The organism is Pseudomonas eucalypticola (assembly GCF_013374995.1).
GTDB lineage: Bacteria > Pseudomonadota > Gammaproteobacteria > Pseudomonadales > Pseudomonadaceae > Aquipseudomonas > Aquipseudomonas eucalypticola.
Genome location: NZ_CP056030.1, coordinates 1,593,128 through 1,617,602, shown reverse-complemented (window position 1 = coordinate 1,617,602; position 24,475 = coordinate 1,593,128). Strand labels below are relative to the sequence as shown.

The following is a 24,475-nucleotide window of genomic DNA, read 5'->3' as shown; positions in this document are numbered from 1 at the left end:
GATGCTTCAGCCCCCTCGATGCAACTTGCTCATCAGCTCCGCCTCAGCCTGGGTCAGCCCGCAGGATTGGGTCAACTCATCCACGCTGGCACCCATGCCCACCAGGCGCGCGGCCTGGGCGAACGACAGGCTGGAGGGGTCACGCTGCTCCAGCATGGCCAGCTTGTCGGGCAGTGGCGCGACCACGGCGCGCAGTTCGTGCAGGTCTTCACCCATGCGCACGGTGCCGTTCTGGTAATCCTCCACGCGCCTCGCCAGGTCCTTGATGCGCTGGTCGCGAATGGCATCGCCGGCCGCCTGCTGAGCAGCGATTTCCCGCTGGCCACGGATGTTGGCCAGCAAGACCGCGAGCGTGGCCACCCAGAGGATGGCCAGCACAATGACGCCTACCTCGAAAATCAACTCAGATGCTCTCCAGCTCGGACCACTCTTCCTCGGTCATCATCTTGTCCAACTCGACCAGAATCAGCAACTCGCCGTTCTTGTTGCACACGCCCTGGATGAACTTGGCGGATTCCTCGTTACCCACGTTTGGCGCGGTCTCGACTTCGGACTGGCGCAGATAGACCACTTCCGCCACGCTGTCGACCAGGATGCCCACCACTTGCTTGTCGGCTTCGATGATGACGATACGGGTGTTGTCGCTGACGTCAGCCGGCATCAGGCCGAAGCGCTGGCGGGTGTCGATCACCGTGACCACGTTGCCACGCAGGTTGATGATACCCAGCACGTAGCTCGGCGCGCCCGGCACCGGGGCGATTTCGGTATAGCGCAGTACTTCCTGTACCTGCATCACGTTGATGCCATACGACTCATTGTCCAGGCGAAAGGTTACCCACTGCAGAATAGGATCTTCGGAACCTTGTGCAGACGACTTCTTCATACCCCTAACCTCTCGAAAACCGTGACGACGGTGTGTGTGCAGTACAGTGGCGCCGGCGCGGCGCCGCTGATCATTTAAGGTGTTGCATCTGTTTCACGGCACCGCTGGCGATCAGTTCGGCCAGGGCCGAGACGTCCAGCAATGCGCACATGTGTTCGATCACCGTGCCGGCCAGCCATGGCCGCTGGCCGCGCTGGCTGCGCCACTTGATCTCGCTGGGGTCCAGGCGCAGCGAGCGGCTGACCTGATGCACCGCCAACCCCCACTCGTAACCCTGTACCGAAATCACGTACTGCAGGCCCTGCTGGAAGTCATCGCGGTAGCGGTCGGGCATCACCCAGCGCGCGGTGTCGAGGACTTTCAGGTTGCCCGCCTGGCTGGGGAGAATCCCCAGGAACCAGTTGGGCTGACCAAACAGCGGCGTCAGCTCGTGGCCGGCCAGGGAGTAGATCGAGCCCAGGCACACCAGTGGCACTGCCAGGGTCAAGCCAGCAACGTCGAACAACAGGCATTCGAAGGGCTCGGCACCCCAGCTCGGGCGGCCGTCCACCTGCGCGGGCGGCACGGCGCCGGGCGGCACGGCGCGGTGCACCTCGGCCACCGGCTCGACCGGCTGCGCAACCACTATGTCGGCAGCGGGCGGGGAAACTTGCGCGGCAGGTTCGCTGATCACCGGCACGGGCACTGGCTGCGGCACGGGCACCACCACGGGCTCAGGCACCGCTACGGATTTGGGTTCGGGCCGGGCATCACGAATCTGTTCCTCGAGCACGGCAGCCTGGAAATCGTCCAGTACGTCGGGGCTGGCTTCCAGCTCCTCGGTGGCGTCCTGCAGCAGTCCGTCCAGGTAGGACTGCAACGCGACCTGAGGCTTGGTGGCGAGGGTGACCGGACGTGTCATCAAGCCACCTGCGCGACGAGTTGCTGGGACAGCAGGTGCTTGAGCAGGGCGCGGTACGCGACCACGCCACGGCTTTTCGCGTCGAACTGCGACGGCGTCTGGCCGGCGCGGCTGGCATCACGCAGGCGCGTGTCCACCGGAATGTAGCCCTGCCAGATCTGCTCCGGATAAGCGTCCTTGAGCACTCGCAGGGTGCCCATGGAGGCCTGGGTGCGACGGTCGAACAGCGTGGGCACGATGCTGAACGGCAACGGCTGCTTGCGCGAGCGGTTGATCATGGCCAGGGTGTTGACCATGCGCTCCAGGCCTTTGACGGCCAGGTATTCGGTCTGCACCGGGATCACCAACTGCTGGCTGGCGGCCAGGGCATTGACCATCAGCACGCCCAGCAACGGCGGGCTGTCGATGATGGCGTAGTCGAAATCCTGCCACAGTTGCGCCAGGCTCTTGGCGATCACCAGGCCCAGGCCACTCTGGCCGGGGGATTGACGTTCGAGGGTGGCCAGCGCCGTACTGGAGGGCAGCAGCGCCACTTTTTCGTCACTGGTTGGCAGCAGCAGTTGCCCGGGCAAGCCCTGGGGGACCTGGCCCTTGTGCAGGAACAGGTCATAACAGCTGTGCTCCAGCGCGTCGGGGTTATGCCCGAAGTAGCTGGTCATGGAACCGTGGGGGTCGAGGTCGACCACGACCACGCGCTTGCCCGCCTCGGCCAGCAGGCCGGCCAGGGCGATGGAGGTGGTGGTCTTGCCGACTCCACCTTTTTGGTTGGCTACTGCCCAGACTCTCATGGGGTGTTTTCCTCCCGGCGCGGCAGGTTGCCTACCGAGACATGCGACTCAAGTTATAAAGACGGTGACGGGGAATTGACACCACTGGCCCCCACCGACTGCGTTACCGGCTGCGGTGCAGTTTGTGTGCCAGCCCGGCGCAAGGCAGCGTCCGGGGTGACATTTGCGCTACCCGCGCCCGTGATGCTGCGGCGTACATCGAGGTTGCGCGAGATCACCAGCACCACGCGACGGTTATGCGCGCGCCCTTCGGCCGTGGTATTGGTGTCGATGGGCTGGAACTCACCGTAGCCCACCGAAGCCATGCGCCCAGGGTTGATGCCTTCCATGGCCAGCATGCGCACGATGCTCGACGCCCGCGCCGACGACAGTTCCCAGTTGGTCGGGTACTGGGCCGTGCGGATCGGCTGGTCGTCGGTGAACCCTTCCACGTGGATGGGGTTGCCGAACGGTTTGATGATGTTGGCGACTTTCTCGATGATCGAGAAAGCCTTGTCGCTGGGAATGGCGTCGCCACTGCCGAACAGCAGGCCGGACTTGAGCTCGATCTCGATCCACAGCTCGTTGCCACGCACAGTCAGCTGGTTGGACTTGATCAGGTCGCCGAAGCCATCGCGCACCTGGTCGGCGATGCTCTTGAGCGGGTCATCGGCAGCGCTGGCGATGCCGGCGTCGGTCTGCTCGCTATCGCTGACCAACGGCTCGGAGGGTTTGACCGTCAGCGGCCGTTCGTCACCGATGGGAATGGGCTTGAGGCTGCGCTGAGGGTCGTTGAACACCCCTACCAGTGCCTGGGACAACACCTTGTACTTGCCTTCGTTGATCGAGGAGATCGAATACATCACCACGAAAAAGGCGAACAGCAAGGTGATGAAGTCGGCGTACGACACCAGCCAGCGCTCGTGGTTTTCGTGCTCTTCGGTATGACGACGGCGTGCCATGGCTTAACCCCTCACTCCATGAAGCCTTGCAGCTTGAGCTCGATGGACCGCGGGTTCTCGCCTTCGGCAATCGACAGAATGCCTTCGAGCAGCATCTCGCGGTAACGCGACTGGCGGATGGCGATGGCCTTGAGCTTGCTGGCGATGGGCAACAGCACCAGGTTGGCCGTGGCCACGCCATAGATGGTGGCCACGAACGCCACGGCGATACCGTTGCCCAGTTGCGAGGGGTCCGCCAGGTTGCCCATCACGTGGATCAGGCCCATCACCGCGCCGATGATGCCGATGGTCGGCGCGTAGCCGCCCATGCTCTCGAACACTTTCGCGGCCTGGATATCGCGGGCTTCCTGAGTCAGGAAGTCCACCTCCAAAATACTGCGGATAGCTGCCGGCTCGGCGCCGTCCACCAGTAGCTGCAGGCCTTTGCGCGAGTAGCTGTCGGGTTCGCTGTCGGCCACCGACTCCAACCCCAGCAAGCCTTCCTTACGCGCCGTGAGGCTCCAGTTCACCACCCGATCGATGCCGCCCGCCAGGTCGATACGCGGTGGGAACAGAATCCACGCGACAATCTGCATGGCCCGCTTGAAAGCGCTCATGGGCGACTGCAACAGGCAGGCCGCCAGCGTGCCGCCGATGACGATCAATGCCGCGGGGCCGTTGATCAGCGCCGACAGGTGCCCCCCTTCCAGGAAGTTGCCGCCGATGATGGCGATGAACGCCAGCAGCAGGCCCAGTAAGCTCAGGACGTCCATCAGACACAGGCCTCGACCAGGTGGCGACCGATGTCGTCGAGGCCGTACACGGCATCGGCGAGGTTGGCTTTGACGATGGCCATGGGCATGCCATAGATCACGCAACTGGCCTCATCCTGGGCCCACACGTGGCTGCCGCCCTGCTTGAGCAGGCGCGCGCCCTCGCGGCCATCGGCGCCCATGCCGGTGAGCACCACCGCCAATACCTTGTCGCCGTAGGACTTGGCCGCCGAACCGAAGGTGATGTCCACGCAGGGCTTGTAGTTGAGGCGCTCATCGCCTGGCAGGATCTTCACCATGCCACGGCCGTCGACCATCATCTGCTTGCCACCTGGGGCCAGCAGGGCCAGGCCGGGGCGCAGCACATCGCCGTCCTCGGCTTCCTTGACACTGATGCGGCACAGCTTGTCCAGGCGCTCGGCGAACGCCTTGGTGAAGGCCGCCGGCATGTGCTGGATCAACACGATGGGCGCGGGGAAGCTGGCCGGCAATTGGGTCAACACCCGCTGCAGGGCCACGGGGCCGCCGGTGGAGGTGCCGATGGCCACCAGCTTGTAGCTCTTGCGCCTGGGCGCGGGCGAGGACGGCGCCGCCGCTGGCGCGTGGCCATGAGCATGACCATGGGCAAGGCTGGCCGCCGGCTGGCGTGTCGGTGCGGGGCGAGCTGGGGCCGCGTGGCTGCTGACGGACGTCGCCGCGGGCGCGGGCGCCGGTGCGGCGGCAGGCGCGGGGCTGCTGTAACTGCTGAAACGGCGGTTGCTGCGCGAAATGGTGTGCACCTTCTCGCACAGCATCTGCTTGACCTTCTCGGGGTTGCGCGAGATGTCTTCGAAATTCTTGGGCAGGTAATCCACGGCACCCGCGTCCAGCGCATCCAGGGTCACCCGGGCGCCTTCATGGGTCAGCGAAGAGAACATCAACACCGGCGTCGGGCAGCGCTGCATGATGTGCCGCACGGCGGTGATGCCATCCATCATGGGCATCTCGTAGTCCATGGTGATGACGTCGGGCTTGAGCGACTGGGCCAGCTCGATCGCTTCCTTGCCATTGGTCGCCGTGCCCACCACCTGGATGGCGGGGTCCGACGAGAGAATTTCCGAGACGCGGCGGCGGAAGAAACCGGAATCATCCACCACCAGGACCTTGACTGCCATAAACACTCCATTAGAGGGCGGGCGCCTCATGGCGCGCCGCCCTCACGAATCAGATACGCCGCGCTGCGTAGCGCTTGAGCATGCTCGGAACATCGAGGATCAGGGCAATGCGACCGTCACCGGTAATGGTGGCGCCCGACATGCCCGGCGTACCCTGGAGCATCTTGCCCAGCGGCTTGATCACAACCTCTTCCTGGCCCACCAGTTGATCGACCACGAAGCCGATGCGCTGGGTGCCTACCGACAGGATCACCACGTGACCCTCGCGCTGTTCCTCGTGCGCAGCCGAACTCACCAGCCAGCGCTTGAGGTAGAACAGGGGCAGCGCCTTGTCCCGCACGATCACCACTTCCTGGCCGTCGACCACGTTGGTGCGCGACAGGTCCAGGTGGAAGATCTCGTTGACGTTGACCAGCGGGAAGGCAAAGGCCTGGTTGCCCAGCATCACCATCAGCGTCGGCATGATCGCCAGGGTCAACGGCACCTTGATGACGATCTTCGAACCCTGGCCCTTGGCCGAATAGATATTGATCGAGCCGTTGAGCTGGGAAATCTTGGTTTTCACCACGTCCATGCCCACACCGCGGCCCGACACGTCGGAAATCTCGGTCTTGGTGGAGAAGCCCGGGGCGAAGATCAGGTTGTAGCAGTCCGACTCGCTCAGGCGGTCGGCCGCGTCCTTGTCCATCAGGCCCTTTTCCACGGCCTTGGCGCGCAGCACGCTGGGGTCCATGCCCTTGCCGTCATCGCTGATGGACAAGAGGATATGGTCACCTTCCTGCTCGGCGGACAGCACCACCTTGCCATTGCGCGACTTGCCGGCGGCTTCGCGCTCTTCCGGGGTTTCGACGCCGTGGTCCACGGCGTTGCGCACCAAGTGCACCAGCGGGTCGGCCAGGGCCTCGACCAGGTTCTTGTCCAGGTCGGTCTCTTCGCCGATCAGCTCCAGGTTGATCTCTTTCTTGAGCTGGCGGGCCAGGTCGCGAACCTGGCGCGGGAAACGCCCGAACACCTTCTTGATCGGCTGCATGCGGGTCTTCATGACCGCGGTCTGCAGGTCGGCGGTGACCACGTCGAGGTTGGACACGGCCTTTTGCATGGCCTCGTCGCCGCTGTTGGCGCCCAGGCGGACCAGGCGGTTACGCACCAGCACCAGTTCGCCGACCATGTTCATGATTTCGTCCAGGCGCGCGGTGTCGACCCGCACGGTGGTTTCCGCTTCGCTGGCCGCATGCTTTTCAGGCGCGGGGGCAGCGGCGCGGGCCGGGGTTGGGGCGGCGGCGGCCTTGGCCGGTTCCGGCTTGGCGGCAGGTTTTGCCGCAGGTTTGGCCGCGGGCGGTGTGGCCACGGCAGCGCTGGCGGCGCTGGCCGCGGCTGGGGTTTCGCTGAACTTGCCCTTGCCGTGCAACTGGTCCAGCAGCGACTCGAACTCGTCATCGGTGATCAGGTCGCCGCCACCGGCCGCTGGCGTGGCCGCCGGGGCGTCAGGCTTGGCCTCGCTGCCCAGCGCATCCGGCACGAACGCCCCCTTGCCATGCAACTGGTCCAGCAGGGCTTCGAATTCGTCGTCGGTGATCTCGTCGCTCGCCGCGCCAGTGCTGGCCGGCGGGCTGGCCGGTGCCACGGCGTCAGGGGCGAACTGCCCCTTGCCGTGCAACTGGTCCAGCAGGGATTCGAATTCATCGTCGGTGATTTCATCGCTGTCGGCAGCCGGGGTGGCGGCCGCTGGCGCTTCGGCCTGGGCCTTGACCGCGTTCAGCGAGTCCAGCAGTTGTTCGAATTCGCTGTCGGTGATGTCACCCGAGTCGGTCACTTCTTCAACCACCGGGGCCGGGGCTTGTTCCACCGCGGCAGGTGCTTCGTCGGCGCCGGCCGGCTCCGCCAGGCGTGACAACGCCGCCAGCAGTTCCGGTGTGGCCGGGGTAATCTCGGTTCGTTCGCGGACCTGGGTGAACATGGCGTTCACCGCATCCAGGGCTTCGAGCACCACATCCATCAGTTCCGAGTCAACGCGACGCTCACCCTTGCGCAGGATGTCGAACACGTTTTCGGCGATGTGGCAGCACTCCACCAGCTCGTTGAGCTGGAGGAAGCCGGCGCCCCCTTTTACAGTGTGAAAACCGCGAAAAATTGCATTGAGCAAATCACCGTCATCGGGTCGGCTTTCCAGCTCGACCAATTGTTCGGAAAGTTGCTCAAGAATTTCACCGGCTTCTACCAGGAAATCCTGGAGGATTTCTTCGTCGGCGCCGAAGCTCATTTAACGTGCCCCTTAAAAACCAAGACTGGATAGCAGATCGTCGACATCGTCCTGACTGGACACAACGTCTTCACGCTTATCGGCATGAATCTGCGGACCTTCACCCCGAGTTGGATGTTTTTCTTGATCTTTTTCCGCACGCAGCTGTTCGCGGTCGTGTTCGATGCCCGCGAAGCGGTCTACCTGGCTGGCCATGAGCACCAGCTTGAGCAGGTTACTCTCCACTTCCGTGACCAGTTGGGTCACGCGCTTGATCACCTGGCCGGTAAGGTCCTGGTAGTCCTGCGCCAGCAGAATGTCGTTCAGCGCGCCCGACACCTTGCCGGTGCCGTGCTCGCTTTTCGCCAGGAAACCGTCAACCCGCTTGACCAGCTCGCGAAACTCGGCGGCGCCGACTTCCTTGCGCATGAAGCGCTGCCAGTCGGCACTGAGGCTTTTGGCCTCGGTGTTGAGTTCGTTGAGCACCGGCGTGCTTTGCTCTACCAGGTCCATGGTGCGGTTGGCAGCGTTCTCGGTCAGCCGGACCACGTAGGACAGCCGTTCGGTGGCGTCCGTGATCTGCGAGACTTCCTCGGCTTGCGGCATGTGCGGGTCAATCTGGAAGTTGACGATCGCACTGTGCAACTCGCGCGTGAGCTTGCCAACCTCCTGGTACAGGCCACGATCACGGGTCTGGTTGAGCTCATGGATCAGTTGCACAGCATCGCCAAACTTGCCCATTTCCAGGCTTTCGACCAACTGCTGGGCGTGTTTTTTCAGGGTGAACTCGAAGTCACCCAGTGAAGACTCTTTACGCTCCATAGCTCTCCCGTGGCGCAATGCTTCAACCGATACGTTCGAAAATCTTCTCGATCTTTTCTTTCAACGCCACGGCTGTGAAGGGTTTGACCACATAGCCGTTGACACCGGCCTGGGCCGCTTCGATGATCTGCTCGCGCTTGGCCTCGGCAGTCACCATCAGCACCGGCAGGTGCTTGAGCTTCTCGTCGGCGCGCACATGGCGCAGCAGGTCGATGCCGGTCATGCCGGGCATGTTCCAGTCCGTTACCAGGAAGTCGATGCTGCCGCTGTTGAGCACCGGAATGGCAGTGGTGCCATCGTCGGCCTCAACGGTGTTGGTGAACCCCAGATCACGCAACAGGTTCTTGATGATCCGCCGCATCGTCGAGAAGTCGTCAACGATGAGGATTTTCATGTTCTTGTCCAATTAGACCTCCAAGCAGTCTTAAACGCGCCCAGCACCTGGACGCGCATTCAATCAAATCTGGCTAGTGCACTACATGACGTGCGGCAAGGAACATACCCATGCCGCATCCCCAAATCCAGCCCGGCATCACCCATCACCTGGTTTCAGGCTGGCCCCGGGGGGATCAGCCTTACCGGCAACAGTGTGCTACCCGAACCTTGAAAACCCTTACGCCCGTGCGCGCCACTCACCCAGCCGGCTGCGCAGGCGGGCCGCGCATTGGCTGTGCAACTGGCTGACCCGCGACTCGCTGACCCCCAGCACTTCGCCGATCTCCTTGAGGTTCAGCTCCTCGTCGTAATACAGGGCCAGAACCAGACGCTCACGCTCCGGCAGGTTGGCGATGGCATCGGCCAGGGCCGCCTGGAAGCGCTCGTCTTCCAGGTCCCGCGAAGGCTCCAGGCCAGCGCTGGCGCCGTCCTCGTGCAAGCCTTCATGCTCACCGCCGTCCTGCAGCAAATCGTCGAAGCTGAACAGGCGGCTGCCCAGGGTGTCGTTCAGAATTGCGTAATAATCATCGAGACTTAACTGGAGTTCGGCCGCAACCTCGTGATCTTTAGCGTCCCGGCCGGTTTTTGCCTCGATCGCCCGGATCGCGTCGCTGACCATGCGCGTATTGCGGTGCACCGAGCGTGGCGCCCAGTCACCCTTGCGCACTTCGTCCAGCATGGCGCCGCGAATACGGATGCCGGCGTAGGTCTCGAAACTGGCGCCCTTGGTGGAGTCGTACTTGGTCGACACTTCCAGCAGGCCGATCATGCCGGCCTGGATCAGGTCTTCCACCTGCACACTGGCCGGCAAGCGCGCTAGCAGGTGGTAGGCGATGCGCTTTACCAAGGGGGCATAGCGCTCGATCAGCTCATATTGCTGGGACTCGCGCGACGCCTTGCTGTACATCCGGTAGCCGCTGGCACTCATGATACGGGCCCTGCACTGGTCTGCTGCACCAGGCGTTCGACGAAGAACTCCAGGTGCCCGCGCGGGTTGGCTGGCAACGGCCAGGTGTCGACTTTCTGCGCGATGGCCTTGAACGCCAGGGCGCACTTGGAACGCGGAAATGCTTCGTACACGGCGCGCTGCTTCTGCACCGCCTTGCGCACGCATTCGTCATAGGGCACGGCGCCCACGTACTGCAGGGCCACGTCGAGGAAACGGTCGGTCACCTTGGTCAGCTTGGCAAACAGGTTGCGCCCTTCCTGAGGGCTCTGGGCCATGTTGGCCAGCACCCGGAAACGGTTCATGCCGTAGTCGCGGTTGAGCAGTTTGATCAACGCGTAGGCGTCGGTGATCGAGGTGGGCTCGTCGCACACCACCAGCAGCACTTCCTGCGCCGCGCGCACGAAGCTGACCACTGAATCGCCGATACCGGCCGCGGTGTCGATCACCAGCACATCGAGGTTATCGCCGATGTCGCTGAATGCCTGGATCAGGCCCGCGTGTTGAGCCGGTGTCAGGTGCACCATGCTCTGGGTACCGGAGGCGGCCGGTACGATGCGGATGCCGCCTGGGCCCTGGAGCAATACATCGCGCAGCTCACAGCGCCCTTCGATGACATCGGCCAGGGTTCGTTTTGGTGTCAGGCCCAGCAGGACGTCGACGTTGGCCAACCCCAGGTCGGCGTCCAGCAACATGACGCGACGCCCAAGCTCGGCCAGGGCCAGCGACAAGTTCACTGACACATTAGTCTTGCCGACGCCACCTTTGCCGCCGGTCACCGCGATCACCTGTACGGGATGCATGCTGCCCATGTTAGTTCTTTACCTTGTCTTGCTTAGACCGAGGCCACATGACTGGCTGCGCTTTCAACAACTTGAAGAATGCCCGGCAGACCAACAATGTAGGTAGATTGCAACAACTTCATAACATTCACCTCAGCCAACACGTTTGCTCGGGCTGTGGTAGAGATCAGCGAACATGTCGGCCATGGCCTCTTCGCTGGGCTCATCCTGCATTTGCACATTCACCGCACGGCTGACCAACTGGTGCCGCCGCGGCAAGTGCAAATCGTCCGGAATGCGCGGCCCATCGGTAAGATAGGCCACTGGTAATTCGTGACTGATCGCCAGGCTCAGCACTTCGCCAAGGCTGGCCGATTCGTCAAGTTTCGTCAGGATACAACCTGCCAGCCCACAACGCTTGTAACTATGGTAAGCGGCAGTCAACACTTGCTTCTGGCTGGTAGTGGCCAGCACCAGGTAATTGCGCGCCTTGATGCCACGGCCAGCCAGGCTTTCGAGTTGCAGGCGCAGGGCCGGGTCGCTGGCCTGCAGGCCGGCGGTATCGATCAGCACTACGCGCTTGCGCAACAGCGGCTCCAGCGCCTGGGCCAGGGACTGGCCCGGGTCGACGTGGGTCACCGGCACGTTGAGGATACGGCCCAGGGTCTTGAGCTGCTCCTGGGCACCGATGCGGAAGCTGTCCATGCTCACCAGGGCAATGTTCTGCGCGCCGTACTTGAGCACGTAGCGGGCGGCCAGCTTGGCCAGGGTGGTGGTCTTGCCCATGCCGGCAGGGCCGACCATGGCGATCACACCGCCCTCTTCCAGCGGCTCCACGTCTGGGGTCGCGATCATGCGCGCCAGGTGCGCCAACAGCATGCGCCAGGCCTGACGGGGTTCGTTGATCTCGCCGACCATTTCCAGCAGTTCACGCGACAGCGGGCCCGACAGGCCGATGCGCTGCAGGCGGCGCCAGAGATTGGCCTGCTGCGGCTTGCTGCCTTGCAGTTGGGTCCAGGCCAGGGAGCCAAGCTGCACTTCCAGCAACTCGCGCAGGCCATTGAGCTCGCTGCGCATGGACTCGAACAGGCGCTGGTCCACCGGCGCGGCGGCAGGCGGAGCCTGGGGGCGCGGCGGCTCGTCGAAGGTCGGCTCCACCAGCGGCTCGGCGGCGGTCAGCGGCAGCCCGGCAAACAGCTGCCGGTTGGTAACCGCGTCGCTCTCGCCACGGGTGCTCAATTCAGCCTGGGCGTTGACGATGCGCGACTGGGTCTTGCGCAGCTCGTCCTCAAGCTCCATGTTCGGCACACGGGGTGCCAGCGCGGACAGTTTGTAGTCCAGCGCGGCCGTGAGCTCGACGCCGCCGGCAATCCGACGGTTGCCAATGATCGCGGCATCGGCGCCCAGCTCGTCGCGGACCAGTTTCATGGCCTGACGCATATCGGCGGCGAAAAAACGCTTAACTTGCATAACCCACTACCTCAGCCGTTGGGCCCTACTGTCGCTACGATGGTCACTTGCTTGTTGTCAGGAATTTCCTGATACGCCAAGACGTGTAAATTCGGTACTGCCAGGCGCCCGAAGCGCGAAAGCATCGCGCGGATCGGGCCCGCCACCAGCAGGATCACCGGTTGCCCGGCCATTTCCTGACGCTGTGCGGCGTCTATCAGGGAACGTTGCAATTTCTCGGCCATGCTCGGCTCCAGCAGAACGCCTTCTTCCTGACCCTGACCAGCCTTCTGCAAACTATTGAGCAATATCTGTTCCAACCTGGGTTCCAGGGTGATGACAGGCAGCTCCGACTCAAGCCCTACAATGCTTTGCACGATAGCGCGGCTCAGCCCGACACGCACGGCCTGGACCAGCGCGGCGGTATCTTGACTCTTGACGGCATTGTTGGCGATGGCTTCGGCAATGCTGCGGATGTCGCGAACCGGCACCTGTTCGGCCAGCAGTGCCTGCAGCACCTTGAGCAGCGACGACAGCGACAGCACGCCGGGCACCAGCTCCTCGGCCAGTTTCGGTGAGCCTTTTGCCAGTACGGCCAGCAATTGCTGGACTTCCTCGTGGCCGATCAGTTCATGAGCGTGCTTGGAGAGGATCTGGTTCAAGTGCGTGGCCACCACGGTACTGGCGTCCACCACGGTGTAACCCAGCGACTGGGCCTGTGGGCGGTTGCTCAATTCGATCCACACCGCGTCCAGGCCAAAAGCCGGATCCTTGGCGGTGATGCCGTTGAGGGTGCCAAACACCTGACCCGGGTTGATGGCCAGTTCGCGGTCGGGGTAGATCTCGGCCTCCGCCAGGATCACGCCCATCAGCGTCAGGCGATAAGCGCTGGGCGCCAGGTCCAGGTTGTCGCGAATGTGCACGGTGGGCATCAGGAAGCCCAGGTCCTGGGAGAGCTTCTTGCGCACGCCCTTGATCCGCGCCAGCAGTTGCCCGCCCTGGTTGCGGTCTACCAGTGGAATCAGGCGGTAGCCCACTTCCAGGCCGATCATGTCGATGGGGGTCACGTCGTCCCAGCCCAGTTCCTTGGTGTCCTGGGCACGGGTGGGCGACGGCAGCAGGTCCTGCTGGCGCTGCACTTCGGCGGCCGCGGCCACCTTGACCTGGTTCTGTTTCTTCCACACCAGGTAGGCGCCGCCACCGGCCATCATCGCCAGCATCAGGAAGGACACGTGCGGCATGCCCGGAATGATGCCCATGATGGTCATCAGCCCAGCGGAAACGCCCAGCGCCTTGGGCGAGGCGAACATCTGCCGGTTGATCTGCTTGCCCATGTCCTCGGAACCGGAGGCGCGGGTCACCATGATGGCCGCAGCGGTGGACAACAGCAGTGATGGCAACTGTGCCACTAAACCGTCACCGATGGTCAGCAGGGCGTAGACCTTGCCGGCTTCAGCGAAGCTCAGGCCATGCTGGAAGATACCGATGGCCATGCCGCCGAGCAGGTTGATGAACAGAATCAGTAGGCCGGCGATGGCGTCACCGCGCACGAATTTGCTGGCACCGTCCATGGAACCGTAGAACTCGGCTTCCTGGGCCACTTCCAGGCGGCGCAGCTTGGCCTGGGCCTGGTCGATGAGGCCGGCGTTGAGGTCGGCGTCGATGGCCATCTGTTTGCCGGGCATGGCGTCCAGGGTAAAACGTGCGCTCACCTCGGAAATACGCCCGGCACCCTTGGTCACCACCACGAAGTTGATGATCATGAGGATGGCGAACACCACCGCACCGACCACGTAGTTACCGCCGATCACCACCTCACCGAAGGCCTGGATCACCTTGCCCGCGGCCTGGTGACCATCGTGGCCGTGGAGCATGACCACGCGGGTGGACGCGACGTTGAGCGCCAGGCGCAACAGCGTAGCCACCAGCAGAATGGTGGGGAACACGGCGAAATCCAGCGGCCGCATGGCGTACACGCACACCAGCAGGACCACGATGGACAGGGCAATGTTGAACGTGAAGAACACGTCGAGCAGGAACGGTGGCACTGGCAACATCATCATTGCCAGCATGATCAACAGCAACAGCGGCACGCCCAGGCTGCCCCGGCCAAGGCCGACCAGGTTGCTGCGCGCGGTGTTGAGTAACTGAGTGCGATCCACCGATAGTCCCCGTGATCTCAAGCAAACTTTTGACGCCTGATGGCGTTGTGGGTATGCCTTTGCAAGAACCTTTCCAACTTTGAGTCAGCGGCGGGTTTTAAGCGGCTGGACCGCTGCTCCTCAGCTGTCGCGGCGCAGGTCCGGGGGAATGGGCAGGTCTTTGAGAGGGTTGGGGCGCTTGCCGCGCCCGGCGCGGTATTGGCGGATCTGGTAGACGTAGGCCAATACCTGGGCGACAGCCAGGTACAAGCCGGCCGGAATCTGTTGCTCAAGCTCGGTGGAGTAGTAGATGGACCGCGCCAGCGCCGGCGATTCCAGGATCTGGATGTTGTGCTCGTTGGCGATCTCGCGAATTTTCAAGGCGATGAAGTCGGCGCCCTTGGCCAGCAGCACCGGCGCACTGCCCTTCTCCGGGTCGTACTTGAGCGCCACGGCATAGTGGGTAGGGTTGGTGATGATCACGTCGGCGGTGGGAATGGCCGACATCATGCGGCGCTGGGACATCTCGCGCTGCATCTGGCGAATCCGTTGCTTGACCTCGGGCCGCCCCTCGCTGTCCTTGTGCTCGTCACGCACCTCCTGCTTGGTCATGAGCAGTTTCTGGCGCGTCTGGTAGAGCTGGATGGGCACATCCACCGCAGCAATGATCAGCAAGCCCATGGACATCCACAACGCGTTCCAACCCACCAGCTGCACGCAGTGGGTAATGGCCTTTTCCAATGGCTCATGGGCGATGCTCAGCAGGTCGTCGCGGTCCTTGTAGAGCACGAACAACGCCACCAGCAGCACCACGAAAAACTTCCCCAACGCCTTGAGCAGCTCGCTCAGGGCGTGCATGGAAAACATGCGCTTGATACCGCTCAAGGGGTTCATGCGGCTGAATTTCGGCGCCATGGAGCCCGGGGCGAACAACCAGCCCCCCAGGGAAATAGGGCCGATGATGGCCACCACCAGCAAGACCAGCAGAATCGGTTGCACGGCGGCTATCGCCAGCTTGCCCGACGCCAGCAGGAACAGGCCCATCTGCCGCTCGTCTGTCAGCACCTCACGGGACAGGCTGAAGTTCATGCGCATCAGATCCATCAGCGTCTGCGCCAGGTGCCCGCCATAGGCGAGCAAGGCGCCGCAGCCCCCTACCATCACGGCCAGGGTGTTGAGCTCCTTGGAGCGGGCGACCTCACCCTTCTCGCGCGCGTCGCGCAGCTTTTTGTCCGTGGGTTCTTCTGTCTTGTCCTGACCACTCTCGCTCTCTGCCATGTCAGCGTGCCCGTGCCAGTTCGCGCAGCCATTGCAGGGCCTCGGTGGCCATTGGCTGGTATTGATTGAGAATGTCCGCCATGCTCAGCCACAGGATCAACATGCCCATGACCAGCGTCAGCGGGAAACCGATGGAAAAGATATTCAGCTGTGGCGCGGCGCGGGTCATGACCCCGAAGGCGACGTTGACCACCAGCAGCGCGGTGATGGCCGGCAGCACCAGGATGACCGCCGCCGCCAGCACCCAGCTCATGTGCATGATCACTTCCCAGAACTGATTGACCAGCAGGCCGCCACCCACCGGGAGCGTGGTGAAGCTTTCCACCAGCACCTCGAACACCACCAGGTGGCCGTTCATGGCCAGGAACAGCAGGGTCACCAGCATGGTGAAGAACTGCCCTACCACGGCTGTCTGCACGCCGTTGACCGGGTCGTTCATGGACGCGAAGCCCATGCCCATCTGAATCGCCAGGATCTGCCCGGCAATCAGGAAGGCCTGGAACAGCATCTGCAGCGAGAACCCCAGCAAGGAGCCGATGACGATCTGCTCACCCGCCAGCAGCAGCCCCTGAAGGCTCAGCGCATCTACCACGGGCATGGGCGGCAGCGTGGGCGAAATCACCACGGTGATGGCCAGGGCCAGGTACAGGCGAATGCGCTTGGGCACCATGGTGGTCCCGAACACCGGCATGGCCATCAGCATGGAGCCCACGCGAAACAGCGGCAGCATGAAGCTGGCGACCCAGGCGCCGATCTGCGCGTCGGTCAGGTGCAGGAGCGGGTTCATCCAATCAACTGCGGAATGCTGGTGTACAGGTTGGTGATGTACTCCATGAACGTACGCACCAGCCAGGGCCCGACGACGATCAGCGTGATGAGCATCACCAGCAGGCGCGGCAGGAAGCTGAGCGTCTGTTCGTTGATCTGCGTCGCGGCCTGGAACATGGCCACGATCAGGCCCACCACCAGGCTGGGCACCACCAGGATGCCGACCATCATGGTGGTCAGCCACAGCGCGTTGCGAAACAGGTCCACAGCCACTTCAGGGGTCATGACGAATCTCCGTGCGGGTCTCAGACGCCGCCAAAACTGCTGGCCAGGGTACCGATGATCAGTGCCCAGCCATCCACCAGCACGAACAGCATGATCTTGAACGGCAGCGAAATGATCAGCGGTGACAGCATCATCATGCCCATGGCCATCAGCACGCTCGCCACCACCAGGTCGATGATCAGGAACGGAATGAAGATCATGAAACCGATCTGGAACGCCGTCTTCAGTTCCGAGGTGACGAACGCCGGCACCACGATGGTCAACGGCGCCTGGTCGGGGCTGGCGATGTCGGTACGGTGGGACAAGCGCATGAACAGGTCCAGGTCACTCTGGCGCGTCTGCGCCAGCATGAAATCCTTCACCGGCCCTTCGGCCTTCAGTACCGCGTCCTGGGCGCTGAGCTTCTCGGCCAGGTACGGCTGCAGGGCCTGCTGGTTCACCTTGTCGAACACCGGCGCCATGATGAACATCGTCAGGAACAGCGCCATGCCCGTCAGCAACTGGTTGGACGGGGTCTGCTGCAGGCCCAGGGCCTGGCGCAGGATGGAGAACACGATGATGATGCGGGTAAAGCTGGTCATCAGCATGACGAACGCGGGGATGAAGCTCAGCGCCGTCATGATCAGCAGAATCTGCAGGCTGACCGAATACTCCTGCTGGCCATTGGCGCCGGTGCCCAGGGTGATCGCCGGGATCGACAACGGGTCGGCGGCCAGCGCCAGGGGCGCGGCCATCACGAGGGCCAGGGTCAAGAAAAAGCGCAGCGCGCCCATCAGTGCTTATCCTTATGATCCTTGCCCAACAGCTCCATCAGGCGCTGGGCGAATTCCGGGGTGGCCGCGGTGGCCTTGGCCGGCTTTTCGATGGGATGCTGCAGCACGTGCAGCGGCGCGATGCGGCCTGGGCTCAGACCCAGCAGGATCTGCTCCGAGCCCACCTGTACCAGCACCAGGCGGTCCCGCGGGCCCAAGGCCCGGGAGCCTAGCAGCTCGATCACCTGCCCGCCATGGGGCGTGGCCTGTTGCACGCGGCGCAGCACCCAGGCCAGGGCGAAGATCACCCCGATCACCAGCAGCAGGCCCAGCATCAGCTGGGTCAGTTGCGCAGCCATGCCGCCGCCCAGCGCCGAGCCCACCGCCACCGGCGCGGGGGCAGGGTCGGTGGTGGCCGGGGCCAGGGTCTGCGCCGCGAAGGCCGGCAATGGCAAAGCCAGCAGCAGCGTCAGCAGGCGGCCCATGTCAGCGCAGCTTCTTGATGCGTTCGCTGGGGCTGATCACGTCGGTCAGGCGGATGCCGAACTTTTCGTTGACCACCACCACTTCGCCGTGGGCGATCAAGGTGCCGTTGACCAGCACGTCCAGCGGCTCGCCGGCCAGGCGGTCGAGTTCGATCACCGAGCCCTGGTTGAGCTGCAGCAGGTTGCGGATGTTGATGTCGGTGGCGCCCACTTCCATGGAGATGGTCACCGGGATATCCAGGATCACGTCCAGGTTCGGGCCTTCCAGGTTCACCGGGCCGTTGTGCTTCGGCGAGCTGCCGAATTCTTCCATCGGCAGGCGCGAGCCGGAGGCCGAGTGGCCGGCATCGGCGGCCAGCAGTGCATCAATGTCGCTCTGCCCGGCGTCGCCGGACTCACCCAGGGCCGCGGCCCATTCATCGGCCAGGGCCTGGTCTTCCGCGGAAGTCATTTCGTGTTCGTCAGCCATCAGATGTCCTCGGCGGGCAATAAATTCAGGGTTAGGGCCTTATCGACGGCGCTTCAGCGGCGCTCGATGGGCTCGATCACTTGCAGCGCCAGGTTGCCCTTGTGGGAACCGAGCTTGGCCTTGAAAGACGGCACGCCATTGGCGCGCAGTACCAGTTCGTCGGGCAATTCCACCGGGATAACATCCCCCGGTTGCATGTGCAGGATGTCGCGCAGGCGCAATTGGCGACGGGCCACGGTGGCGCCAATGGGCACGCTCACGTCCAGCACGTCCTCGCGCAGCGCCTTGCTCCAGCGCTCGTCCTGGTCGTCCAGGTCGGACTGGAAACCGGCGTCGAGCATTTCGCGCACCGGCTCTATCATCGAATACGGCATGGTCACGTGCAGGTCGCCGCCGCCACCATCGAGTTCGATGTGGAAAGTGGAGACCACCACGGCCTCGCTCGGGCCGACGATATTGGCCATGGCCGGGTTCACTTCGGAGTTGATGTACTCGAAGTTGACTTCCATGATGGCCTGCCAGGCTTCCTTCAGGTCGATGAAGGCCTGGTCCAGCACCATGCGCACCACGCGCAGCTCGGTGGGGGTGAATTCGCGCCCTTCGATCTTGGCGTGGCGGCCGTCGCCCCCGAAGAAGTTGTCCACCAGCTTGAACACCAGCTTGGCGTCGAGAATGAACAGCCCGGTGCCGCGCAATGGCTTGATCTTCACCAGGTTGAGGCTGGTGGGCACGTACAGCGAATGCACGTACTCGCCGAACTTCATCACCTGCACGCCACCCACCGCCACGTCCGCGGAGCGGCGCAGCAGGTTGAACATGCTGATGCGGGTGTAACGGGCGAACCGCTCGTTGATCATCTCCAGGGTGGGCATGCGCCCGCGCACGATGCGGTCCTGGCTGGTCAGGTCATAACTCTTGACGCTGCCCGGCTCCCCGAGGCTTTCGGTCTGCACCAGCCCATCATCGACGCCGTGCAGCAGCGCGTCGATCTCATCCTGGGACAGCAGGTCTTGCACGGCCATGTCGTGTTCCTACTGCAATACGAAGTTAGTGAAAAGCAGCTGGTCGATGACCGGCTTGCCGACTTCTTTCTGCGCCACGGCCTGGACCGCGGCGGTGGCCTTCTGACGCAGCATTTCCACGCCTACCGGGGTGGCCAGGGTGGCGAAGTTCTCACCGGAGAACATCATCACCAGGTTGTTGCGGATCACCGGCATGTGCACCATCAGGGCGTCCAGGTCAGCCTTGTCGCGGCCCTGCATGGTCAGGCTGACCTGCATGTAGCGGTCGCGGCCGTCCTGTTTGAAGTTGACCACGAAAGCCGGCGTCAGTGCCTCGTAGATCGCCGGCTGCTTGCCTGCCGCGGCAGCGGGCGCTTCGGCCGGCTTGGCCTCGGCACCCTTGTGCAGGAAGAACCAGGTAGCCCCCACCGACGCCCCCACCACTACCAGCAGCACAATGACAAACAGCAGAATCATCTTGAGTTTGCCTTTGCCTGCGGGTTCTTTCTCTGCTTCGGTCTTTGCCATGCCAATAATCCGTCACTAATCGGGGGTTAACACTTGCCTGCACAGGGTTGAGCAAGTGTTATGCCAGATTGCGAGGGAGGGGGTTCCGAGGGGGCCGGATTCCCAGGCGAGCCTGGGAACCGGTGATTCAGGCGTAGTAGTCGATGGCGCTGGTGCCGACCACAACCTGCTGCACGGTGGGCTGCGAAGCGAGCGGGGAGACGGCGTCGACGCCGTCCAGGTTGTCAGCCCCGCCCGTGCCGCGGGCACTGCGCTGGCTCTGCTGGGCCTGGTCCTGGGACGACTGGCGCGACTGGTCGGAGACGTTGACGTCCAGCTGGCCCATGCCCTGTTCGGCGAACATGTCCTTGAGGCGGCCCTGCTGGCTTTCCAGCGCTTCGCGCACATGCACATGGGCGCTGGTGAAGGTCACGGTCTGCTGGTCGGGGGTCATGTCCACGCGGATGTTCAGTCGGCCCAGTTCCGCAGGCGTCAGCTGAATGTCGGCGGACTTGAGGTTCTGGCTGGACAGGTACATGACGCGGTTGACCACGCCTTCGGTCCAGCCGCCCTGGTTCATCGCCAGCTGGGTGGTGGGCGCCTGCACCGGGGTGGCGGTGGCGGTCTTGGCGGTGGTAGCACTGGTGTCGGTCATGGCCGCCAGGCGATTGGCGAAGTTGTCCATGCGGGTGTCGGCCGACGCCCCCTTGATGTCCTTGAGGCCATCATCGATCTGGCTGTCGAAAGCCTTGTCGCTGAGCTGGCTTTCACCCGCCGATTTCTGCTGCACCACCATGCCAGCCAACCCCGCGGCGAAGCTCTGGTCGGCATCGGCGTTGACGGCGTCTTGCGGGGCGTTCTTGTCGGTCGTCTGCGCATGGGCCGACGTCGTGCCCTGGGCCTTGGCGTTCTGTTCCAGGGCCAGGCGCAAAGTCGGCATGTTGGCGAGCGGGTCGTCCTTGGACGGGTCGAAAGCATCGGCGTCCGAGGTGCTGGCGTCGCTGCCCTGCACAGGGGGCTGAACCTGCGCCAGCGCCGCAGCCTGTGCGGGGTCAGGGGTAGCGACCGGTTGCTGGGCCTGGGTCAGCGACGGGTCGGCGACGGGCGCCACGGCCAGGGTCGGGTCAGGGACCGGCGCGGCGGGCGCCTGTGCCGTGGTGGCGGTACTGGCAGTGTCGGTAGGGGTGGCAGCGTCGTCCTGATCGCCAGCCTTGGCCTTGTCCGCCTTATCCCCCTTGTCGGCCTTGGTGCCCTGCCCGGCCTTGCCCGACGCGTCCGCCTTGGCGCCCTTGTCAGCCTGGGCTGGCTTGTGAGCAGGCAAGTTCTTGCCGCTATCGGCAACAGCCGGCTTGCTGGCGGCATTGTCCTTGTCGCTGGCGGCGGTGTTTTTGCCGGCCGTAGCCACCTGATCCTGCTGCTGGCGGTCTGCCCCCGTGGCTTTGGCGGTGCTGGCTTGGGACTGCTTGGCGTAGACCTTGGCAAAGTCCGCGGACGTGTCCTTGGCGGGCTCGGCGGCCTTGCTCAGGTTGGCCAGCGTGCTAGCCGTGCTGGTGATCTGCAAGAGAGGGTTTGACGCGACTGACATTGACAGGTCTCCGCTGCACTGAAATCGGGGGGTACAGGTGCAATGGCTACAGCAAGAGTCGGGCCAGCTTTGTAAGAACGCGGACATACAACAGCGACGCCCGTAGCAGCGGACCTGGCCGCGTCATGATCGCCGCGCAGCATCAGGCACAGCCCGCACCTCAGACGCCGCCCACACAAACCGGCCTCAGCAGGGAAAACGCTGACGCTCGTCGCGATAGAGGCGCCGCACTTCGGCGAATTCGTGGTCGATGCGGTTGACCAGGTCTTCGATGCCGCTGAGCGGCGGATGCTTGACGCGCTCCTCCAGCTGGCGGCACAAGTCCGCCAACTGCGTGGCGCCCATGTTGCTGCTGCTGCCCTTGAAGCTATGGGCCGCCTGGCCCAGTTGCTGCGGGTCGGTAGCCTTGTGCAGTTCGTTCAGGCGTATTTCCGAGTCGGTCAGGAAGGTATCCAGCAACAGGGGATACTCTTCTTCCATGACTTCCTGCAACGCGCTGAGCACGTCGTAGTCGAGATGCTGGTTGGACACTTGTTCGCTCCTTGATCAAGCCTGAATTATGCCAGAGCCTCCCAGGTAAATTCCACGCAGGCACTGCGACCGTCCTCGGACCACTGCGCGCTGCGGCTCAGTTGCCTGATCAGCTTGAGGCCCCGGCCGGAAAGCCCTGTCTCCTCTGCCTCACGGGCAATGACCTGGCGCGCATCGAAACCGTGACCGCTGTCTTCCACGTCAATGGTCAGGCGCCCGCCCGTGCCTTCTGGCTGCACCAGGAAGTGCATGCGCACATAACCGTCCTTCAGCTGGTTCAGACGAGTATTGCGCTGGTCATAGTATTGCGCAAATCCTTCGGCATTGCGCTTGAGGCTGGAGTCCAGCCCCAGCACCCCGTGCTCCAGGGCATTGGAGTACAACTCGGACAGGACACTGTAGAGCGCTCCGCTCTGGGCCCGCAGGCCGTGAATTTCCTGCAGCAGTTGCAGCAGGTAGGGCAAGGGGTTGAAGCGCTTGAGGGTATCAGCGCGTAATTCCAGGCTCATGGACCAGTTCAGCGGGCTCGATGCACCGCTGTCGGAATAAATGGTCGCGGGCTGCTCCAGCGAATCGGGCTCGACCATCTCCACCTGGACCATGCTGACGTCGTCGCGCGACTCGCCACGGAAGGCCTTGAGCGCGGCGTGGATGTCCTCAAACAGCAGATCGGGGTTGCGGTTGAGTTCAAAGACCCGCTGCAGCCGCTCTACGCCAAACAGTTCATCATCGCCGTCGGCGGTGTCGATGACGCCGTCCGAGCACAGGAACAGCCGGTCACCGGGCACCATGGAAAAAACCTCGGTCTTTTCCTGAAAACTGGCCCGCGACAGCACGCCCAACGGCAAGTGGCGCGACCGCAGCGGTATATGCTCGTCGCTCGCCATGCGGCGCAGGTAGCCGTCGGGCATGCCGCCGTTCCACACCTCCACCACCTGGCGTTGAAAGTTGAGGTACAGCAAAGTGGCGCAGCAGAACATGTCCACGGGCAGGATGCGTTTGAGCTTGGCGTTCATCTCGCGCAGGATCTCCGCCATGCCGTAGCCTTTGGCGGTCATGCCATAGAACACTTCCGCCAGCGGCATCGCCCCCACCGCGGCCGGCAAGCCGTGGCCGGTGAAATCGCCCAGCAACAGGTGCATGCCGCCCGATGGGGTAAAGGCGGCCAGCAGCAGGTCGCCGTTGAACAGCGCATACGGCGACTGCAGGTAACGAATGTTAGGGGAGCTGAGGCAGCCGGAATGGGCCACCTGGTCGAACACCGCCTTGGCCACGCGCTGCTCATTGAGCAGGTAGCCATGGTGGCGGGTGATCTGGTCGCGCTGGTCGAGCACCGTGGCCTGCAAGCGGCGCAAACGGTCCATGGCCTTGATCTTGGCCGCGAGGATCACCTGGTTGTACGGCTTGGCCAGGAAATCGTCGCCACCGGCCTCCAGGCAGCGCACCAGGGCCTGCTCTTCGGTCATGGACGTCAGGAAAATGATCGGCACCAGTGCTTCGCCGGCCAGCTCCTTGATTTGCCGGGCTGCCTCGAAGCCATCGATCACCGGCATCATGGCATCCAGCAGCACCAGTTGCGGGCGCCGGGCCTGGAACACCTCGATGGCCTCCTGCCCGTCGCTGGCCGTCAACACCCGGTGGCCCTGACGGCGCACGATGCTGGACAACAGCATGCGGTCGGTCATGTTGTCATCGGCGATCAGTACGGTCAGCAGTTCACTGGCCGCCAGCATGTTTATTGAATCTCGAACAGTTTGTCGAAATTGGAAATCGCGAGGATTTTCTTCACGTCACTGTTGCTGTTCACCAGCCGGACCGTGGCGGAGTCACCGCCGGCATGGTCACGCAACAGCAGCAGCATGCCCAGCGCGGAGCTGTCCAGGTAGGTGGTCTGCTTGAGGTCGATGCGGTATGCCTTGGGCTTTGGGCTGACGCGCTCGTAGGCGTCGCGAAAATCCTGGTGGGAGCCGAAGTCGAAGCGCCCCTGAATGCTGATAGTGAGCTCTTTCCCTTCAGCGGAGTAGTCAGCGTTTACGGCCATGGACGAAATTCCTTTAAATGAGCCAGCTCCGTACAAGGTGTAGCATCGTGCACGGCCTCCGGCAACCTGCGCCTTTACAAATAGTTGGCTAGAAGCTGCTCTGGCGCGGCAAACGCTGGGACAATTCATCGAGCAGCTTCTGCTCGCGCTTGTCTTCCAGTTGCCGGGCCTCATCGATATACCGCTGCACCAGTTTGCGCAGGCCTTCCACACGGGCATAGGCCTGCTGCCAGGTGACCCGCGCATTGTCCAGGTTCTTCTGGTGCCACGCCAGGCTCTGCTTCTGTTGGGCAACGGCAGTTTCCAATTGGTTCAAAAAGCGCTGGTAGTTCATCAGCCACTGCCCGGACACGCCTTTGCTGCCATAGGTGTGCCATTGCGCCTGGTAATCTTCGCGGTAGCGGTCAAGTTCGGCCAGCTTGGTTTCCGACAGGCGCACCTGGCCCTGAAAATGACCCAGGCGCTGGGCAGCCGTGCGCTCGGCTTTTTCGGCCATGTCGACAACGGGCGTGAGGCGCGCAGCGCGGCTGTTAGCCATGG

At 63.4% G+C, this 24,475-nt stretch carries 27 protein-coding genes; all 27 read right to left on the bottom strand.

Translation table 11 applies throughout. From position 1 onward, the window contains the following. Positions 1-6: 6 nt before the first annotated feature. Entirely contained in the window at positions 7-402 is a 396-nt protein-coding gene (locus HWQ56_RS07520; RefSeq protein WP_158157226.1) for a DUF2802 domain-containing protein, read from the bottom strand. A gap of 1 nt (position 403) precedes the next feature. Continuing rightward, positions 404-883 carry a chemotaxis protein CheW gene (locus HWQ56_RS07515; protein ID WP_027981645.1) on the bottom strand — a complete coding sequence of 160 codons (480 nt, stop codon included), beginning with the start codon at positions 881-883 and terminating at the stop codon, positions 404-406. A gap of 70 nt (positions 884-953) precedes the next feature. After that, positions 954-1,784, bottom strand: coding sequence for a CheW domain-containing protein (locus HWQ56_RS07510; RefSeq protein ID WP_158157224.1), 831 nt, complete (start codon positions 1,782-1,784; stop codon positions 954-956). Then, positions 1,784-2,572, bottom strand: a complete 789-nt coding sequence (locus HWQ56_RS07505) for a ParA family protein (RefSeq protein ID WP_158157222.1) — start codon at positions 2,570-2,572, stop codon at positions 1,784-1,786. The genes HWQ56_RS07510 and HWQ56_RS07505 overlap by 1 nt, the downstream gene beginning before the upstream one ends. 53 nt (positions 2,573-2,625) lie before the next feature. Further along, positions 2,626-3,513 carry a flagellar motor protein MotD gene (motD, locus tag HWQ56_RS07500; protein ID WP_158157220.1) on the bottom strand — a complete coding sequence of 296 codons (888 nt, stop codon included), beginning with the start codon at positions 3,511-3,513 and terminating at the stop codon, positions 2,626-2,628. An 11-nt stretch (positions 3,514-3,524) separates the two neighbouring features. Next, positions 3,525-4,265 (bottom strand): flagellar motor protein, encoded by a 741-nt coding sequence (locus tag HWQ56_RS07495; protein ID WP_158157218.1) that lies wholly within the window; start codon positions 4,263-4,265, stop codon positions 3,525-3,527. Then, positions 4,265-5,419 carry a protein-glutamate methylesterase/protein-glutamine glutaminase gene (locus HWQ56_RS07490; RefSeq protein ID WP_176570126.1) on the bottom strand — a complete coding sequence of 385 codons (1,155 nt, stop codon included), beginning with the start codon at positions 5,417-5,419 and terminating at the stop codon, positions 4,265-4,267. The genes HWQ56_RS07495 and HWQ56_RS07490 overlap by 1 nt, the downstream gene beginning before the upstream one ends. Positions 5,420-5,468: 49 nt before the next feature. Next, positions 5,469-7,679: a chemotaxis protein CheA gene (locus tag HWQ56_RS07485; protein ID WP_176570125.1), complete on the bottom strand. Its 2,211-nt coding sequence runs from the start codon at positions 7,677-7,679 to the stop codon at positions 5,469-5,471. 12 nt (positions 7,680-7,691) lie between these two features. Next, entirely contained in the window at positions 7,692-8,480 is a 789-nt protein-coding gene (locus HWQ56_RS07480; RefSeq protein ID WP_158154659.1) for a protein phosphatase CheZ, read from the bottom strand. A 22-nt stretch (positions 8,481-8,502) separates the two neighbouring features. Continuing rightward, complete coding sequence (locus HWQ56_RS07475) at positions 8,503-8,874, bottom strand: chemotaxis response regulator CheY (RefSeq protein WP_176570124.1); 372 nt, start codon at positions 8,872-8,874, stop codon at positions 8,503-8,505. A 219-nt stretch (positions 8,875-9,093) separates the two neighbouring features. Next, positions 9,094-9,846: an RNA polymerase sigma factor FliA gene (fliA, locus tag HWQ56_RS07470; RefSeq protein WP_233270857.1), complete on the bottom strand. Its 753-nt coding sequence runs from the start codon at positions 9,844-9,846 to the stop codon at positions 9,094-9,096. Next, positions 9,840-10,673, bottom strand: coding sequence for a flagellar synthesis regulator FleN (gene fleN, locus HWQ56_RS07465; RefSeq protein WP_008374846.1), 834 nt, complete (start codon positions 10,671-10,673; stop codon positions 9,840-9,842). Before fleN ends, fliA begins: the two co-directional genes overlap by 7 nt. 123 nt (positions 10,674-10,796) lie before the next feature. Then, complete coding sequence (gene flhF, locus HWQ56_RS07460) at positions 10,797-12,113, bottom strand: flagellar biosynthesis GTPase FlhF (protein ID WP_158154662.1); 1,317 nt, start codon at positions 12,111-12,113, stop codon at positions 10,797-10,799. Positions 12,114-12,124: 11 nt separating this feature from the next. After that, a complete protein-coding gene (flhA, locus tag HWQ56_RS07455) occupies positions 12,125-14,254 on the bottom strand; it encodes a flagellar biosynthesis protein FlhA (RefSeq protein WP_158154663.1) in 2,130 nt (709 codons plus the stop codon). A 120-nt stretch (positions 14,255-14,374) separates the two neighbouring features. Beyond that, complete coding sequence (gene flhB / locus HWQ56_RS07450; protein WP_176570123.1) at positions 14,375-15,511, bottom strand: flagellar biosynthesis protein FlhB; 1,137 nt, start codon at positions 15,509-15,511, stop codon at positions 14,375-14,377. A 1-nt stretch (position 15,512) separates the two neighbouring features. Further along, complete coding sequence (gene fliR, locus HWQ56_RS07445; RefSeq protein ID WP_158154665.1) at positions 15,513-16,298, bottom strand: flagellar biosynthetic protein FliR; 786 nt, start codon at positions 16,296-16,298, stop codon at positions 15,513-15,515. Further along, on the bottom strand, positions 16,295-16,564 hold the full coding sequence (gene fliQ / locus HWQ56_RS07440) for a flagellar biosynthesis protein FliQ (protein ID WP_158154666.1): 270 nt from the start codon (positions 16,562-16,564) through the stop codon (positions 16,295-16,297). The genes fliR and fliQ overlap by 4 nt, the downstream gene beginning before the upstream one ends. A 20-nt stretch (positions 16,565-16,584) precedes the next feature. Continuing rightward, entirely contained in the window at positions 16,585-17,337 is a 753-nt protein-coding gene (gene fliP, locus HWQ56_RS07435) for a flagellar type III secretion system pore protein FliP (RefSeq protein ID WP_158154667.1), read from the bottom strand. Continuing rightward, positions 17,337-17,801, bottom strand: a complete 465-nt coding sequence (fliO, locus tag HWQ56_RS07430; protein ID WP_158154668.1) for a flagellar biosynthetic protein FliO — start codon at positions 17,799-17,801, stop codon at positions 17,337-17,339. The genes fliP and fliO overlap by 1 nt, the downstream gene beginning before the upstream one ends. A 1-nt stretch (position 17,802) precedes the next feature. Continuing rightward, positions 17,803-18,270: a flagellar motor switch protein FliN gene (gene fliN, locus HWQ56_RS07425; RefSeq protein ID WP_158154669.1), complete on the bottom strand. Its 468-nt coding sequence runs from the start codon at positions 18,268-18,270 to the stop codon at positions 17,803-17,805. Positions 18,271-18,323: 53 nt separating this feature from the next. After that, positions 18,324-19,292, bottom strand: coding sequence for a flagellar motor switch protein FliM (gene fliM, locus HWQ56_RS07420; RefSeq protein ID WP_158154670.1), 969 nt, complete (start codon positions 19,290-19,292; stop codon positions 18,324-18,326). A 9-nt stretch (positions 19,293-19,301) separates the two neighbouring features. Beyond that, complete coding sequence (fliL, locus tag HWQ56_RS07415) at positions 19,302-19,799, bottom strand: flagellar basal body-associated protein FliL (RefSeq protein ID WP_158154671.1); 498 nt, start codon at positions 19,797-19,799, stop codon at positions 19,302-19,304. Between the two features lie 127 nt (positions 19,800-19,926). Then, the gene (locus HWQ56_RS07410) at positions 19,927-21,363 is read right to left on the bottom strand and encodes a flagellar hook-length control protein FliK (RefSeq protein ID WP_176570122.1); all 1,437 of its coding nucleotides are present in this window, start codon (positions 21,361-21,363) and stop codon (positions 19,927-19,929) included. 186 nt (positions 21,364-21,549) lie between these two features. Next, a complete protein-coding gene (locus HWQ56_RS07405; protein ID WP_158154673.1) occupies positions 21,550-21,894 on the bottom strand; it encodes an Hpt domain-containing protein in 345 nt (114 codons plus the stop codon). 26 nt (positions 21,895-21,920) lie between these two features. Continuing rightward, the gene (locus HWQ56_RS07400) at positions 21,921-23,627 is read right to left on the bottom strand and encodes a fused response regulator/phosphatase (RefSeq protein WP_158154674.1); all 1,707 of its coding nucleotides are present in this window, start codon (positions 23,625-23,627) and stop codon (positions 21,921-21,923) included. A 2-nt stretch (positions 23,628-23,629) separates the two neighbouring features. Further along, positions 23,630-23,935 (bottom strand): STAS domain-containing protein, encoded by a 306-nt coding sequence (locus HWQ56_RS07395; protein ID WP_158154675.1) that lies wholly within the window; start codon positions 23,933-23,935, stop codon positions 23,630-23,632. An 88-nt stretch (positions 23,936-24,023) separates the two neighbouring features. Further along, complete coding sequence (fliJ, locus tag HWQ56_RS07390) at positions 24,024-24,473, bottom strand: flagellar export protein FliJ (protein WP_158154676.1); 450 nt, start codon at positions 24,471-24,473, stop codon at positions 24,024-24,026. Positions 24,474-24,475: the final 2 nt, after the last annotated feature.

Excerpts from the sequence above, each read along its gene's own strand:
- flhB (WP_176570123.1), bottom strand. The coding sequence starts at position 15,511 with ATGGCAGAGAGCGAGAGTGGTCAGGACAAGACAGAAGAACCCACGGAC.
- HWQ56_RS07505 (WP_158157222.1), bottom strand. The coding sequence starts at position 2,572 with ATGAGAGTCTGGGCAGTAGCCAACCAAAAAGGTGGAGTCGGCAAGACC.
- HWQ56_RS07410 (WP_176570122.1), bottom strand. The coding sequence starts at position 21,363 with ATGTCAGTCGCGTCAAACCCTCTCTTGCAGATCACCAGCACGGCTAGC.
- HWQ56_RS07400 (WP_158154674.1), bottom strand. The coding sequence starts at position 23,627 with ATGCTGGCGGCCAGTGAACTGCTGACCGTACTGATCGCCGATGACAAC.
- flhF (WP_158154662.1), bottom strand. The coding sequence starts at position 12,113 with ATGCAAGTTAAGCGTTTTTTCGCCGCCGATATGCGTCAGGCCATGAAA.
- fliQ (WP_158154666.1), bottom strand. The coding sequence starts at position 16,564 with ATGACCCCTGAAGTGGCTGTGGACCTGTTTCGCAACGCGCTGTGGCTG.
- HWQ56_RS07485 (WP_176570125.1), bottom strand. The coding sequence starts at position 7,679 with ATGAGCTTCGGCGCCGACGAAGAAATCCTCCAGGATTTCCTGGTAGAA.
- fliJ (WP_158154676.1), bottom strand. The coding sequence starts at position 24,473 with ATGGCTAACAGCCGCGCTGCGCGCCTCACGCCCGTTGTCGACATGGCC.
- fliR (WP_158154665.1), bottom strand. The coding sequence starts at position 16,298 with ATGAACCCGCTCCTGCACCTGACCGACGCGCAGATCGGCGCCTGGGTC.
- HWQ56_RS07480 (WP_158154659.1), bottom strand. The coding sequence starts at position 8,480 with ATGGAGCGTAAAGAGTCTTCACTGGGTGACTTCGAGTTCACCCTGAAA.
- fliM (WP_158154670.1), bottom strand. The coding sequence starts at position 19,292 with ATGGCCGTGCAAGACCTGCTGTCCCAGGATGAGATCGACGCGCTGCTG.
- HWQ56_RS07495 (WP_158157218.1), bottom strand. The coding sequence starts at position 4,265 with ATGGACGTCCTGAGCTTACTGGGCCTGCTGCTGGCGTTCATCGCCATC.
- HWQ56_RS07475 (WP_176570124.1), bottom strand. The coding sequence starts at position 8,874 with ATGAAAATCCTCATCGTTGACGACTTCTCGACGATGCGGCGGATCATC.
- fliO (WP_158154668.1), bottom strand. The coding sequence starts at position 17,801 with ATGGGCCGCCTGCTGACGCTGCTGCTGGCTTTGCCATTGCCGGCCTTC.
- motD (WP_158157220.1), bottom strand. The coding sequence starts at position 3,513 with ATGGCACGCCGTCGTCATACCGAAGAGCACGAAAACCACGAGCGCTGG.
- fliP (WP_158154667.1), bottom strand. The coding sequence starts at position 17,337 with ATGGGCGCGCTGCGCTTTTTCTTGACCCTGGCCCTCGTGATGGCCGCG.
- HWQ56_RS07490 (WP_176570126.1), bottom strand. The coding sequence starts at position 5,419 with ATGGCAGTCAAGGTCCTGGTGGTGGATGATTCCGGTTTCTTCCGCCGC.
- fliL (WP_158154671.1), bottom strand. The coding sequence starts at position 19,799 with ATGGCAAAGACCGAAGCAGAGAAAGAACCCGCAGGCAAAGGCAAACTC.
- HWQ56_RS07515 (WP_027981645.1), bottom strand. The coding sequence starts at position 883 with ATGAAGAAGTCGTCTGCACAAGGTTCCGAAGATCCTATTCTGCAGTGG.
- HWQ56_RS07510 (WP_158157224.1), bottom strand. The coding sequence starts at position 1,784 with ATGACACGTCCGGTCACCCTCGCCACCAAGCCTCAGGTCGCGTTGCAG.
- fleN (WP_008374846.1), bottom strand. The coding sequence starts at position 10,673 with ATGGGCAGCATGCATCCCGTACAGGTGATCGCGGTGACCGGCGGCAAA.
- fliN (WP_158154669.1), bottom strand. The coding sequence starts at position 18,270 with ATGGCTGACGAACACGAAATGACTTCCGCGGAAGACCAGGCCCTGGCC.
- HWQ56_RS07395 (WP_158154675.1), bottom strand. The coding sequence starts at position 23,935 with ATGGCCGTAAACGCTGACTACTCCGCTGAAGGGAAAGAGCTCACTATC.